The organism is Pseudomonas sp. TH43, from assembly GCF_016650635.1.
GTDB lineage: Bacteria > Pseudomonadota > Gammaproteobacteria > Pseudomonadales > Pseudomonadaceae > Aquipseudomonas.
In genome coordinates, this window is record NZ_JAEKFI010000001.1 from 1,440,262 (window position 1) to 1,453,860 (window position 13,599).

At 56.6% G+C, this 13,599-nt stretch carries 12 protein-coding genes; 5 read left to right on the plus strand and 7 right to left on the minus strand.

The window, feature by feature from the left end; all coding sequences use genetic code 11:
* Positions 1 to 485: 485 nt before the first annotated feature.
* From JFT81_RS06470 to JFT81_RS06480, 3 genes are all read left to right on the plus strand, one after another.
* A complete protein-coding gene (locus JFT81_RS06470) occupies positions 486 to 1,226 on the plus strand; it encodes a winged helix-turn-helix domain-containing protein (protein ID WP_201204895.1) in 741 nt (246 codons plus the stop codon).
* A 271-nt stretch (positions 1,227 to 1,497) separates the two neighbouring features.
* Positions 1,498 to 2,154 (plus strand): helix-turn-helix domain-containing protein, encoded by a 657-nt coding sequence (locus JFT81_RS06475; protein WP_201204897.1) that lies wholly within the window; start codon positions 1,498 to 1,500, stop codon positions 2,152 to 2,154.
* A gap of 391 nt (positions 2,155 to 2,545) precedes the next feature.
* Entirely contained in the window at positions 2,546 to 3,940 is a 1,395-nt protein-coding gene (locus tag JFT81_RS06480) for an undecaprenyl-phosphate glucose phosphotransferase (protein ID WP_201226576.1), read from the plus strand.
* A gap of 575 nt (positions 3,941 to 4,515) precedes the next feature.
* Here JFT81_RS06480 and JFT81_RS06485 read toward each other — a convergent pair.
* The 6 genes from JFT81_RS06485 to galE form a co-directional block, all read right to left on the minus strand.
* Entirely contained in the window at positions 4,516 to 6,594 is a 2,079-nt protein-coding gene (locus JFT81_RS06485; RefSeq protein WP_201226577.1) for a YjbH domain-containing protein, read from the minus strand.
* A complete protein-coding gene (locus tag JFT81_RS06490; RefSeq protein WP_201226578.1) occupies positions 6,591 to 7,349 on the minus strand; it encodes a capsule biosynthesis GfcC family protein in 759 nt (252 codons plus the stop codon). Before JFT81_RS06490 ends, JFT81_RS06485 begins: the two co-directional genes overlap by 4 nt.
* Positions 7,349 to 8,014 (minus strand): YjbF family lipoprotein, encoded by a 666-nt coding sequence (locus JFT81_RS06495; RefSeq protein WP_201226579.1) that lies wholly within the window; start codon positions 8,012 to 8,014, stop codon positions 7,349 to 7,351. The genes JFT81_RS06490 and JFT81_RS06495 overlap by 1 nt, the downstream gene beginning before the upstream one ends.
* Before the next feature lie 11 nt (positions 8,015 to 8,025).
* A complete protein-coding gene (locus JFT81_RS06500; RefSeq protein WP_242485558.1) occupies positions 8,026 to 9,087 on the minus strand; it encodes a polysaccharide biosynthesis/export family protein in 1,062 nt (353 codons plus the stop codon).
* 144 nt (positions 9,088 to 9,231) lie between these two features.
* Complete coding sequence (locus JFT81_RS06505; protein ID WP_201204907.1) at positions 9,232 to 9,468, minus strand: hypothetical protein; 237 nt, start codon at positions 9,466 to 9,468, stop codon at positions 9,232 to 9,234.
* Between the two features lie 230 nt (positions 9,469 to 9,698).
* The gene (galE, locus tag JFT81_RS06510; protein ID WP_201226581.1) at positions 9,699 to 10,715 is read right to left on the minus strand and encodes a UDP-glucose 4-epimerase GalE; all 1,017 of its coding nucleotides are present in this window, start codon (positions 10,713 to 10,715) and stop codon (positions 9,699 to 9,701) included.
* Between the two features lie 391 nt (positions 10,716 to 11,106).
* On the opposite strand from galE, the gene galU reads away from it, so the two are divergent.
* Together galU and JFT81_RS06520 are read left to right on the plus strand one after the other, a co-directional pair.
* Positions 11,107 to 11,940, plus strand: coding sequence for a UTP--glucose-1-phosphate uridylyltransferase GalU (gene galU / locus JFT81_RS06515; protein ID WP_008087693.1), 834 nt, complete (start codon positions 11,107 to 11,109; stop codon positions 11,938 to 11,940).
* Between the two features lie 47 nt (positions 11,941 to 11,987).
* On the plus strand, positions 11,988 to 12,398 hold the full coding sequence (locus JFT81_RS06520) for a mannose-1-phosphate guanylyltransferase (RefSeq protein WP_201204913.1): 411 nt from the start codon (positions 11,988 to 11,990) through the stop codon (positions 12,396 to 12,398).
* 20 nt (positions 12,399 to 12,418) lie between these two features.
* On the opposite strand, the gene JFT81_RS06525 is transcribed toward JFT81_RS06520, so the two are convergent.
* Positions 12,419 to 13,540 carry a GDSL-type esterase/lipase family protein gene (locus JFT81_RS06525; protein ID WP_201226582.1) on the minus strand — a complete coding sequence of 374 codons (1,122 nt, stop codon included), beginning with the start codon at positions 13,538 to 13,540 and terminating at the stop codon, positions 12,419 to 12,421.
* Positions 13,541 to 13,599: the final 59 nt, after the last annotated feature.

Below are 13,599 nucleotides of genomic sequence, written 5' to 3' on the forward strand. Positions count from 1 at the left end.
AAGATCAAAAGATCGCAGCCTGCGGCAGCTCCTACATTTGAAATGCATTCCCCTGTAGGAGCTGCCGCAGGCTGCGATCTTTTGACTTTGAAAGAATAGGGCTTATGAATTGCCACACTCAAGCCATGTTAGTAATCGTCGGCTGACGATCTAAACGAAGAATATTTAGGCCTTGCGCAGAAAAAAACTTGCCCCGCCAACAAACTGTGATCAATATCACACTATTCAGAGATGGCCAGACAGTGGCAAAAGGACATAAACAAAGCCATCGCAATAGACTCAAAATAGTGGCACCATTGCATATAGCCACCATCTAGTGACTAGTTCACCACCCCGAGAAAATCAACTAAAAGCTTGAAAAGCTTATTTATTGTTAGAAAACTCGGGAGACACGTCTAAAATCCGCGTAAATGTTACCAATTGTCAGTCACAGATGAGAACCGGTGCTTTAACATCCCGACGTCAGCACTAATTCGAGTCAATGCATGATGCTCTCAGGGAACTTAGCGACTAGAAGCCCGCGCCCGACAAACGACGAACCCGGTGTTCTCACTTTGGGTCGTACCCGTGGCGTGGCTGAACATTTTAGAGCGCTGGTCGCCAAGCACGTGCGAACTGATATGGCACTTGAGGCCGATGCGTACGCTAGTTCATATCAGCACAATGAACACTCTGGTTCGTATCGCGCCATCTTCCTCGTCATCGACAGCCCACAGGCCCTCGAAGACAATCTCGCGCTGGTGGAGAACCTGCGCAGCGATAACTTGAAACCGATCATTTGCGCGGTCATTACCGGGCGAGGCGCCTTCAACAAGATCAAATACTATCTTGCCGGGGCGGATGTCTGTATCAAGCTCAATACCCTTTCCGATGATGGCGCCGACTTGCTGGGCGAGTTCTTCAACAGTGAAGAATGGCAACGCGAGATCAACCTGACGCTTGATCCGACACGCATCTGCTTGATGGATGCCAGCCGGAAACTCGACATCTCATTTGCCGAGATGAAGATCCTGGAAGCGTTTGCGCAAACCGGTAATCACATTCTCAGCCATGATGAAATCGCCGGCATCATGGGGCTCAATACCAATTTCTACGACCCTCGAGCGCTGGAAAAATCGATCAGTCGCTTGCGTGGAAAAATCAAGGACATGTATGGTACAAACGCGATTCAGAGTATCCGCGGTTATGGCTATCGCCTGCTGCGGGGCCTGATATCGACTGCCTGACTCAAGGGCAGCCACCCTTTTGCATACGTACGAAGGATCGTCTGATGCAACCATATAGCCCTAGTTGTACTTCAAGCCTACCTATAAAAAAGCAATTGAATGAGCGCGACACCATAACAATAAACTTAACAACATAGCAGCAGATCGAGTGGAACTTATCGAGGGCCATTTCGGGCCCAGACCCTGCCTGTCGATTACTTCCAAGGAAGCAATTGCTCGCCTGCCGATTTACCTTTTAGCCAATTTTTGGTACGCAGTTAAGGAGAGAGACATGGAAACTAGTACAACCCTCCCCAGAAAATATTTTGTCGTCGTGACTCACAGTACAACGTCCCAGCGCGAACTTGAGAACCTCTTGTCCAGCGAGCGCTTCAATTCATTTGGCACGTCTCAGGCGCAAATGTTTGTTGAAGGTGTTGCTTCGCCCTCCTCCACTCCGATGGTGATGGAGTTCACATATCCCAGCGTCAGTCGAAAGAACGTCGCCCGCAGTATTGAACATGATACCCAGCGAATATTGGCCACTCTTGAGTCCGAATGGCTGGCCGCACAATCGACCAATCCTTTCCAGAGCATTCCGGTCATAACCGGCGAAAGCCAGACACCAGTGGCCATCGAAGCTGATATGCCTGCCAGCGAAACCTGGCATCTCGATGATGATCAGGGCGCACTGGTAAAAGACGATGTCGAGATCAGCCTTACGGGCCTGGAAACAGCGCTGGTCAGAAAAATGCTCAACCATGAAGAGCGTGTTGTCAGCCGCGACGATTTGATTCTGAGCATCGGTCGAGAGCCGGAACAATACCGTGGCCTGGAAATGTGCCTGAGTCGCCTTCAGGACAAATTCAAAAGCGCGAGTAACGGTGAGCGCTTGTTTCGCGCCGTCAGAAATCGCGGTTACTGCTTGATCCAGGAAATCGTCGCGTAATCTCACCCGACACCTGCAAACACAACAAACAGAAAAAGTGCGATTATAAAAACAACAAGAGCACTCTGTTTGGCTACACCTCCCTCATCAAGATTCCAACTCCCTGCTTCGACCCCTCCAACAGTAACAAATACAACATCATTTATTCACCCTTTGCTCTGCGACCATTTCTAACACTCTAATATTTAATTATTAAAAAGTTGGCACTTTGCCATCTTGTTAGAACTCGTCAGACACCATCCCCGCCAATAAATTAGTCTATTGACTGACGACAGTTCGACCTCTCGACGTTGTTACCTCAGGACACTTTCTACAACAAAAAAAATAAGTCTTCCTAACAACTCGGCTTTCAACTGTTGAAACCTGAATGGACGTCTTTTGGGGATATCGTATGGATCTTTCTCTTAGTATCAATCGAAACACGGGCCTCAAGGGACTGACCTTTTGGGGCCAATGGGCGCTGGCACAGGGCTTTGTTGTAACTCTGTTGTTCATACTCGCTGAACAGCACACCGGAACCGTCGCGTTCTACTACAGAATGTGCGCAACACTGGCGGTACTGGCCTCGGTGCCGGCTTACACCTTTAGCGGTGTTTATCGAAAACGTGACAATTATCTGACTGGCCTGGGTCGCCTGTTCATGGGTTGGGCGATGACCATGGCGGCACTGGCGTTCATTGCCTTTGTCTGCAAGGCCGATGAGTTGTTTTCGCGGCAAGTGATCCTGAGCTGGGCGGTGTACGGTTTCCTCGGTCAGGCACTGTTGTATGCGCCGCTGCATGCGTTTTCGAAGTTCTATCAGCGCTCGCGTAAAAGCGAGCACAAGACCCTGATTGTCGGGACAGGCGAACTGGCGCTGGGCTTGGCGAAGAAGCTCAGCCAACTGGAAAACCTGCCGTTGGTAGGGTTGGTCAGCAACGGCGATGTGCCTTCACTGAACGCGGATGCACCACGCATTGTTGGCGATCAGGAAGCGTTGCTGGAGCTCATCGAGGCGCATGACATCCGCCGCTTGTACATCACCCTGCCGCTGTGCGAAGCGGCGAAGATCGAAGCGATGTACGTCGATCTGCTGGGCGCCAACGTCGACGTGGTCTGGGTGCCGGATTTGAACGCGCTGACGTTGCTCAATCACTCGGTGAAAGTCGTGGATGGCCTGCCGGCGATCTACTTGAACGAAAGCCCACTGACCAGCCGCCCGACGGCTGCGCTGAGCAAAAGTCTGGTGGAAAAAACCGTGGCCCTGCTGGCGATCATTGCGTTGAGTCCGGTGCTGGCGATCATTGCGCTGGCGGTGAAGCTCACCTCGCCTGGCCCGGTGCTCTTCAAACAGGATCGCCACGGCTGGAATGGCAAGGTGATCAAGGTCTGGAAGTTTCGCTCGATGAGCGTGCACGATGACCGCGATGTGAAACAGGCCAGCCGTAATGACTCGCGTATCACGGCTGTCGGTCGCTTTATCCGTCGCACTTCGCTGGATGAATTGCCACAACTGTTCAACGTGCTGCAAGGGCATATGGCACTCGTTGGCCCGCGTCCGCACGCTGTCGCGCACAACCATTTCTACTCGGGGAAAATCCTTGCCTACATGGCCCGTCACCGGATTAAACCGGGGATCACCGGCCTCGCTCAGATCAGCGGTTGCCGGGGTGAGACGGATACCCTCGACAAGATGCAGAAGCGTGTGGAGATTGACCTGCAGTACATCAACAGCTGGTCGTTGTGGCTGGATCTGAAGATCCTGGTCAAGACGCCGTTTACGTTGTTGTCGAAGGATATTTACTGAGATCGAAGTTGCACTGCGCATGGGGACGAAAGTCCCCTTTTTTGTGCCTGGGATTTGGGCTCGACGCACAAGCCTGTCGGAGCTGGCTTGCCAGCGATGGCGGTGGGTCAGGCGACATCAATGTTGAATGTGCCGGCCTCATCGCTGGCAAGCCAGCTCCCACAGGGATTTGGGCGTGGCGTGGATTCTGGTTCCTCCACATAACGACTGCGGTGGGTCAGGCAACAGGGATGTCGACTGCTCGGACGCCTTCGCGAGCAGGCTCACTCCTACAGGGGATTTGTGGTTGGCTGAGGATCTTTGACGCGACAGATAGCCAATGTGGGAGCGAGCCTGCTCGCGAAAGCGCTGGGTCAGACAACGATGATGCTGACTGTATTGACGCCTTCGCGAGCAGGCTCACTCCTACAGGGGATTTGTGGTTGGCTGAGGATCTGTGACGTGACAGATGGCCAATGTGGGAGCGAGCCTGCTCGCGAAAGCGCTGGGTCAGGCAACGATGATGCTGACTGTATTGACGCCTTCGCGAGCAGGCTCGCTCCCACAGGTTACGGGTGTGCCTGAAGGATCGAATGTTACTCGGTGATCTTCTCGAAGTTGCGGTAGAACATGTCGCCTTCGCGGCTGTCGGTCATGGAGTGCAGCTGGAAGCTGCGGTTGAGGCGTGCGCCACCGTCACGGGTCAGCGGCGCCCACACCAGGTTGGCGCGGCGCATGGTCGACATGCTCATCATTTCGTCGAACGGAATCGACAGATACAGGCCCTTGTCGAAACTACCCTCGCCATACTCGGCACTGCCTGCGGTGGTGATCGTCGCCCAGGCGCCAAAGCGTACGCCATTGAAAAACTCGCGCGAAATGTCGACCGTCCCGCCCCAATCCCCGGCCAGATAACGTCCCACGCTGACGGCCGCCAACGTATCGAACGGCAAATCCGTATACCCGGTGATATGCCCGGTCACCACCGAGTAATCGCGCAGCGCAAACCCTTGATCAAAATCACGCTGGCGCACCCAGTTGATATCCGCGCCCACCGACCAGCGTTCACCGGTCGGACGGAACAACACCTCGCCGCCCACACCGGCAAACATCGACTCCAGATAACCGCCATACACCATGCCATACAGGTCTTTATCCAACTGCTCGGCGTGGCTGACCTGGAACAGCGGCATGGTCGTATTGGACGTGGTCAGGTACTGACGCAAATCCGTGCGCACACGCGGCAAACCGCTCGGCGCGTCGTAGGTGAATTTGTCGAAGTTGTTGACCAGGTTGGCACTGAGCAACCCGTTCCACCAGGTGTTGCGATTGAAACGATACTCGGCGTCGGCGTCGGCAGTGAATTGATAGAGCAAACCATCCGGGCCACCGACGTTCTGCTTGAAACCCAGCCCCACGCCATAACTGAAGTGTTGCGGCGCTTCGGTGTAGAGGGTTTTCTCGTTGTGCGGCATCGCCGGGTTGATCTCGGTGGTGCGGTGCAGCGACTCCAGCGGTTCCTCGTTGTTGATCACTTCGCGGAAGGTCTGGCGCGGCACGCTGGTCTCTTCCAGCGGCAGGTCGTAGCGCTTGTTGACCACGGTGAACCAGTCGATATCGTCGTTGACGCTGTTGTCGAGGATCCGACTCGCCCGGCCAACAGCCTTCGGCGCGTGGAAGTAACGCTGCTGCTCGCCATAGACGATCAGCTCGGAATCACGCTGCGCAATGCGCTCGACTTTGTAGCCGGCATTCTGCTGCAAGCGCTGCGATACGTTGGCCCAATCGACCTGTTCCATCGACGTAGTCGGCACCTTTGCCGGCAGCGGCTCAGGCGTCGGATCGTAGGTCTTGGCCGGCGCCTTGCGGCTGACGAAATTGGTGTGGAACGTCACGCCGAACATCGCCGTGTTGCCCCGCTCCCACGCCGCACTGAGGTCGATCGAATCAGTCACCTTGAACATCGCACCGAAGTTGATCGGCGAGTCCTGATTGATGATGTTGTCTTTGGGCTCGTGCTTGTAGTCGTTGCCTTCGTATTCGAGTTTCAGGCTGAGGCGATCCCAGGGCGTCTGGTAACTCACGCCGCCGAAGAATGATGGCTTGCCGCGAAAGTACGAACCCGAGTTGACGTCACCGGTGCCTTCAAGGGCTGGCCGGGTATCGAAGCGATCACTGACATAGCCCAGCGGGTTGTCGATGTCGCCGCGATTACCGAGGTAACCCCAGGCAATCCCGGCACTGAAATCGAAGTTGTCGAAGCGCTTGTTGGCGACGAAAAATTCGCTGGAGAACAAACCCGTACCGCCGACGTCTCGCATGCCCAGGGCGAAGTCGGGCAACCAGTGGCTTTCCTCCCACAGCCGGACTTTGACGTCGACCGCCTTATCCTTATAGCTTTGGCTGCCGCTCAGGGCCTCCGAACCGTAAGGCCGGTTGGTGATCGCGGTGTAGCGAAACGAGCCTTCGAGCCAGTCCAAAGGCTGCAACGAAACGCTATAGCGACTGTACGGCTCGGTGCGGTTGGCGTTGACGCTCAACTCGCCCGCCGGGGCCATGCGCGCCGTCGGCGTCTGCAACAGACCGGTGCCACCAAAGTCACTCTGAGTAATACGTGGCTCTGCGTGAGCCAAACCACACGGCAATAACAACACAGCTGCAAAACGTAACTTCAACGAACCACCTCGGCCAGCTGCGTGGCAATAAATTCGGCCAACTGCTGATTCAGCTCAGGGATAGGCGGATCAAGATCATCATTTTTTACCGGCACCAGAATCTTGCTGCCGGCCACGGGAAAGTGCCCGCTCTCGCGATTCCAGTGGGCAATGCCGACGCGCTGCGCAGCACCGTTGGGCTGGATCAGCCACAGGTAATCGGCCTCGGCATCGGCCAGAATCGAACAGCCTTGCAGATACTCACGGGCCTCTTGCAGCGGTTGATACGGCAAGTGGCATGGCTCGGCGACCGCGCCAAGAACCTGCACTTCATCCACCCGCGTTGGGTAGATCAGTCGATCGCCATCGTCGAGGCGGATGTTGCGCGCGAAACCCACCTCCAGCGCCACCGGATCGAGATCCGCGACCTGGCGCCCGGTGACCGGCATCTGCCGCACTTCTTCGGCGATACGCTGCGCCAACGCTGCACGACTCGGTCTGTCGAACAACATTGCCATGCGCTGCAACACGTCGAGATCAAACAACACGCCGACCTTGAGCCGCGTCTGCTGCTCCACCAGCGACTGACGCAACAAGGCGCCCGCCAGCCAATACCCCTCGGCGTTCGGTACGGCCTCGTTGATCACATCGAGCAAGCGCCCACCCGCCGGCAACTCGACCGGCCCGGGATTAGCAACATCGCCCGACACGATGACGGCCGCCTGGCTGACACTCGCGACCAGCATCAGGCCCGCCGCCAATATGCTCAGGCGCATCACGGCAGGTGCCTGCGATCAGGGGTCAGTTGCACGACCCTGACGCGCAACTGCGACGTCAGTTGCTGCTCGCTCTGCAAAATGAAACCGTCACGCGGGTCGACCCAGTAACGATTGGTCGCGCTCAGGCCAATGGCCGGGGCGTCAATCTGCTCATCGACACGCAGCACCGTGTACTCCTTGTCGAGAATCTGCAGGGTCTGTTCCGAACGGCGGGAAAAGCGGCTGTTAACGATCACCCCGACTTCCTGACCCTTGTAGAGATCAATCCAGCGCCGCGTGGTGAAACCGTCCACGACGTGCTGCAGACCTTGTTTGAACGGCGAGTCATCGGACAGCCGCGTGCCATCGAGATCGCCTTCCAGGCCCAGGCCGATGCTGCGCACGGCGAGGCCATTACGCAGCAGCAGGACTTGTTTGCCGGAGGCGACCCAGAACTGCAGGTCTTCACGCTCACGCACCAGCGCCAGTACCCCGGAGCCGGACGGTGTGGTCAATTTGAGTTGCGGATAGTTGACCCCGGCGACTTCGGCCGGCGTTACCTCCACTTCATCCGGGCCAACGACCGCTGCCTTGAGGTTGTTCAACGAAGCACTCATCAGCGGGTTACAGCCACACAACATCAGGGCCGCCATCAGGCAGACGCCAACTTTCAACGTGTTCACAGTCGGCGACCTTATTTGCTGTTGTTACTGTATTCGCTCCAGTTCTTCGCAGCGGAAGCGCCCGTGCCGACAATCGATGCCGAAGGCACCAATTGACTGATCAGACGGTTCCAGCGAGTCACGTTGGCAGGCCCGACATACACCACGTCCTGCGGGCGGACTTCGAAGTGCGAGGCCAGCGCCATGGCGGTCGGCGATTCGGCTTCCAGCTGATAGATCTTGGCCGGTTCGACATCGAGGTTTTCCACGCCACGAATGACGTACACCGCGTTGCCGTTGGAGGTGGTCTGGCTCAAGCCTCCGACCGAACCGAGGACATCGGTGAGATTCATGGTCGCTGTCTTGAAACTCAGCGCGCGCGGTTGGTTGACCTCGCCCATCACGTAGATGCGCTTGTTGTCGTTGTACGGCAGATAGAGCTGGTCGCCCCCCTTGAGGTAGACGTTTTGCAACTTGGAATCCTGCTGATTGAGCGAATCGAGATTCAACGGATAGGTGCGTCCGCTACGCGTCAGCAACAGCCCGGACAAATCGGCGTTGTTGGTATCGATACCGGCCGAACCGAGCGCCTCGACCACACTCAGCGGGTTGGTGGAAATTGCTTGCGGGCCGGCCTTGGCCACGGCGCCGGTGACCACCACCTTCTGACTGGCAAACCGCAGCACGGCAACATCGACTTGTGGCTCGGCGATGAACGCCGACAGTCGCTGCTCGATGTCCGAACGCAGTTGCTGGATCGTCCGGCCGGCGGCCTGGACTTCCTTGATGAACGGGTAGTACAGCGTGCCGTCGGAACGCACCAGACGGCCGTTGGCATCGATCTGTTGTTGCGCGCCCGAGGGTGCGGTCAGCTCAGGGTGATCCCACACCGTGATGTACAGGACATCATTGTTGCCAATACGGTATTCGGCAGGTGTCACCAACAGCTCCGCCGGCAACGACTCACGCTTTTGCGTGGCGCGGTTCATGGCGATCAGCTTGGGCGTAATCGGGATCAGCTCGACCCGGCTGCTCTCACTGGCGCCCTGGCGGGTGATGCTGCCGGTGCTGAGGTATTGACCGGGGGAAAACATGCAACCTTGCAAAGCGAGACTTGCCAACATTAAAAGATAAACACTACGAGTCATAATGGCACTACGCTATTCAAGGGCGAATCCAAAAACAAAGTCACCCGACTTGCGTCGGGCGACCTTGTACTGCACTAACAAATGTTCCTGTTAGTTGTGCGTGCCGGTGGTGCCGGTGGTACCCGTCGTACCGGTGGTACCGCCGTTGGCACTGCCACCACTGTTAGACGCCGCTACAGCACTGGCAACCATTGCAGTACTGGCTGCAGGCGCTTGAGAAGCCGCTACATTGCCACCTACATTGGTTACCGCTGTCAGCGGTGCTTCAGCAGCGGCAGCCCAGTTGCTCAACATCGACAACAGGGCAATTGCCATCACTTTTTTCATATCAACTCCTTTCTAACATTCGATCTGTTAAAAACTGATCTGTGCTAGAGGTGGTAGCGTTCAAGTCCGCAAAAAGCGCGAACAAGATCCGTTGTTCTTTCACAGTCTTACGCAACTGATAAAAGTCGAACGGCAGGTTTATATCTACGGACTTGCAAAAGGCATTGCCAGTGTAATTTCCCGACGTTATCTAACAACCTGACTGAAAATAACATTGGACTAAATGGCCATCATCGCAAGTAACCATTGGGATGATTTGATTGCCAGCGCCACGTGTCGGTGACCATGTCCTGCAAACTGCGCGTGGCTTTCCAGCCGAGTTCTTTGGCAGCCTTGGAGGCATCGGCCCAGCTCTCGGCGATATCACCGGAGCGGCGCGGCATCATGCGATACGGCACCGGTTGCCCACACGCCTGCTCGAACGCGTGCAGCACTTGCAACACGCTGTAGCCATCGCCGGTGCCGAGGTTCCAGGTGTGAATGCCGGTGCGTCCGGCGATCGACTGCAAGGCCTTCAAATGCCCGTCGGCCAGATCGACGACATGGATGTAATCGCGCACACCCGTGCCGTCGACTGTGGGGTAATCGTTGCCGAAGATCGACAGCTCTTGCAGGCTGCCGACCGCTACCTGGCTGATATAAGGCACCAGATTGTTGGGAATGCCGTTGGGATCTTCGCCCATGTGACCGCTGTCGTGAGCACCGATCGGGTTGAAGTAGCGCAGCAAAGCGATGCTCCAGCGCGGCTCAGCCTGGCTCAAGTCACGCAACACGTTCTCGACGATCAGTTTCGACTGACCGTAAGGATTGGTCGGGATACCCGTGGGGAAATCCTCGCGAATCGGCATCTGCTCAGGCTCGCCATACACGGTCGCCGAGGAACTGAACACCAGGCGAAACACCCCCGCTGCCGCCATTGCCTGACACAGCGTGATGCTGCCGCTGACGTTGGTCTCGTAGTACTCAAGCGGCTTGCGCACGCTCTCGCCGACCGCCTTCAGACCGGCAAAATGCAGCACTGCTTCGATGCTGTGCTCACGGAAAATCCGGTCAAGCAGTGCCCGGTCGCAGACATCGCCACGGATCATCCAGGCACTCTTGCCGCAGATGGTTTCAACGGCGTGCAATGCGCCTTCGCTGCTGTTGCAAAGATTATCCAGTACGACAACTTCATAACCTGCTTGCAGCAGCGCGAGTGTGGTGTGCGAGCCGATATAACCGGCGCCACCCGTAACCAGAATCTTCATAGCGAGGTCCGTCTTTGGATGAGTGACAAGTAGCGTGTCAAGCCTGACTTGCTGAAGATGTGTTGCACTCCACACAAATAAGGCGACAACAATCGAAAACAAAACTAGTTCAATGACTGGCAATAAATATTTTTGCAGGTCACACTGTATTGCCCGCTACTTATTAGCACTCCCTGTGCACTCATCACTATCAACAGATACCGACTAAAAATAACTAATAACGCACTGACCGACATCTCATAACATTGTCGGGTTAAACCGCGATGGTTGATTGCCATTAACAACCTGACTCAGGTATTAAAGCAATCGTTCAATACGCATTGAAACTTGCACGCACTTCATTAGTGCACGCAATCGTTGCCTGTGTTCCATGACTGTCCAGGATACTTTTATGATTCGTAAATGTTTGTTCCCCGCTGCCGGCTATGGCACGCGTTTCTTGCCGGCCACCAAAGCCATGCCTAAAGAGATGCTGCCAATCGTCAACAAGCCGTTGATCGAGTACGCCGTTGAGGAAGCGCGGGACGCCGGCCTGCAACACATGGCCATCGTCACCGGCCGAGGCAAGCGTGCGCTGGAAGACCATTTCGACATCAGCTACGAACTCGAACACCAGATCCGCGGTACCGAGAAGGAAAAATTCCTCGCTGGCACCCGCGAACTGATCGACACCTGCACTTTCTCCTACACCCGCCAAGTGGAAATGAAGGGCCTGGGCCACGCGATTCTCAGCGGCCGCCCGTTGATCGGCGACGAGCCGTTCGCCGTGGTACTGGCCGATGACCTGTGCCTGAACCTGGAAGGTGACGGCGTCCTGACGCAGATGATCCAGCTGTACAAGAAATTCCGCTGCTCGATCGTCGCCATTCAGGAGGTCCCGGCCGATCAGACTCACAAGTACGGCGTAATCGCCGGCGAGCTGATCTCCGACGGCATCTACCGGGTCAACAACATGGTGGAAAAACCGGCGCCGCAGGACGCGCCATCGAACCTGGCGATCATCGGTCGCTACATCCTCACGCCAGATATTTTCGACCTGATCGCCGACACCCAACCGGGCAAGGGCGGCGAAATCCAGATCACCGATGCGCTGATGAAACAGGCGCAGAACGGTTGCGTGCTGGCCTACAAATTCAAAGGCATGCGCTTCGATTGCGGCGACGCCGAGGGTTACTTGCAGGCGACCAACTTCTGCTACGAAAACGTCTACCTCAAGGGCCGCTGAAACGGCTCCAGAACCCGACGCCCACTTTTCACTTCAGGCAGGCAACCATGAACATTGCACAACATTCCGTAGAGATTGAACGCGAGGTGGGTAACCTTGGGGTGATGAGTTGGCTGTCACGCCATCAACCGTTGCCCAGCGCCAACGAATCCTGGCTGGGCACGATTCTGCTCGTGGAGCGCATCGGCGTGTTTCCCGCGTCCGGCGATATTCGCCGCACGCTGCGCAACCCCTATCCCCTGCTCGCCCATTTGAAAAGCCTGTACGCCGAGCAGGCACTGGAAATGGACGACTGTGATGGTCTGAAAGTGATCTTCAGCGACTGGCGCTTTCGCGTGCGCATCTGCTGCAGCGACCCGGCGGTGATCATCAACGTGGAAACCCGTTGCGATACACGCTTGATGCCACAGAAGCTCAAGGAACTGCTCGATCAGATCGACACGTTCACCGACGCCTGAACTGTCCCCTTCCTACAGGGCTAGTTATTGCAGCGCACGTTGGCGCCAGTGATCCAGGCGTAGAAGTAATCGGCAATCACCTTGCCGCCCGTGGCCGGCACGGGATGAATCTTGTCCGGGCCGATCATTGCCGCCGCGTAACGTTTGACGTTGGGGCCAAACGCGCATTGCAGGTTCGCGTACCCCAGACGGCGCTCACGCGCCCACGGCTCAAGCACCTGCGCATACGCCGACATCGGATAAGCGCTGGAGCGCGTGGTGTCCTGGCGCATGATCAGGTTGATGCTCGCCTGCGGTTGAATCTCGCGCAGCATGCCCACCAGCCCCTGAACGTTCTGTAGATACTGCGCTGGCTTCACGCCGAAGCCTTGGTCATTGCCACCGAGCATGATCAGGTAAACGTCCGCAGGGATCTTCGATACAGCGGCTTTCCACTGAATCTGCCACTGCGGATCCTGGTGATAAAAGTCTGCGGAGGCGGCACCGGATGCCGCCAGTTTCGAAACGCGCACGCCCTTCTGATCATTGCTCATCCACAGGCCGAACAACGTCGGTGCGCCCTTGACCACTTCCAGTCTGAAGGACCAGTCCTGCGCCGATGACAGTCCGGCCAGCGGCACTTCCTGAACGCCCGAACCTTCAAGCTTCAAGGGTTGCCAGTCTTGCGAGGTTGACCAGCGATAGCGGATCTCGCTGGATTCGCCGTTACCCAGGTAAAGCAGTTTTGCCTGGCTGACCGTCGTGTCGATCGCCGGCGTAGGACTGGCATCGACCTGCAACCATGCGCCCGACTTGCCCGTCACGGTGCGGCTGTCCGGGCTCGCCTGCCCCAGGCCTGAAACCTTCCAGTCGCCGCCAAAATACTTTTCACTGCTGCGGGTGTATTTGAAGTGGGTACCGCCCAGTGCCGCGCCATGGTTGAAACCGACGTAACCCGGCCCGGCAAAACCGACCTTTCCGGCCACGCGCTGCACCAGTTTGTTCAGATAGAAATCCTGTCCGGCGCTGTAGCTGTCGCCGATCACCGAGACGGACAAAACCTTACCGGCCTTGCCTTCACGCCACTGCGCAAAACGCTCACGGGCGTCGCCCACCTGAACCACCGACGCTGCAACGGGTTGCGCGTCATCTACTGCCAACATGCAAAATTCCTTTAGTCTGAAATGGCCCCTTCGCGAGCAGGCTCGCTCCCACAGTGGAT

What these genes read in the sequence shown, in the direction of transcription:
- JFT81_RS06480 (WP_201226576.1), top strand. Translation starts at nt 2,546, where the DNA reads ATGGATCTTTCTCTTAGTATCAATCGAAACACGGGCCTCAAGGGACTG.
- JFT81_RS06470 (WP_201204895.1), top strand. Translation starts at nt 486, where the DNA reads ATGATGCTCTCAGGGAACTTAGCGACTAGAAGCCCGCGCCCGACAAAC.
- JFT81_RS06505 (WP_201204907.1), bottom strand. Translation starts at nt 9,468, where the DNA reads ATGAAAAAAGTGATGGCAATTGCCCTGTTGTCGATGTTGAGCAACTGG.
- JFT81_RS06490 (WP_201226578.1), bottom strand. Translation starts at nt 7,349, where the DNA reads ATGCGCCTGAGCATATTGGCGGCGGGCCTGATGCTGGTCGCGAGTGTC.
- galU (WP_008087693.1), top strand. Translation starts at nt 11,107, where the DNA reads ATGATTCGTAAATGTTTGTTCCCCGCTGCCGGCTATGGCACGCGTTTC.
- galE (WP_201226581.1), bottom strand. Translation starts at nt 10,715, where the DNA reads ATGAAGATTCTGGTTACGGGTGGCGCCGGTTATATCGGCTCGCACACC.
- JFT81_RS06475 (WP_201204897.1), top strand. Translation starts at nt 1,498, where the DNA reads ATGGAAACTAGTACAACCCTCCCCAGAAAATATTTTGTCGTCGTGACT.
- JFT81_RS06525 (WP_201226582.1), bottom strand. Translation starts at nt 13,540, where the DNA reads ATGTTGGCAGTAGATGACGCGCAACCCGTTGCAGCGTCGGTGGTTCAG.
- JFT81_RS06500 (WP_242485558.1), bottom strand. Translation starts at nt 9,087, where the DNA reads ATGTTTTCCCCCGGTCAATACCTCAGCACCGGCAGCATCACCCGCCAG.
- JFT81_RS06520 (WP_201204913.1), top strand. Translation starts at nt 11,988, where the DNA reads ATGAACATTGCACAACATTCCGTAGAGATTGAACGCGAGGTGGGTAAC.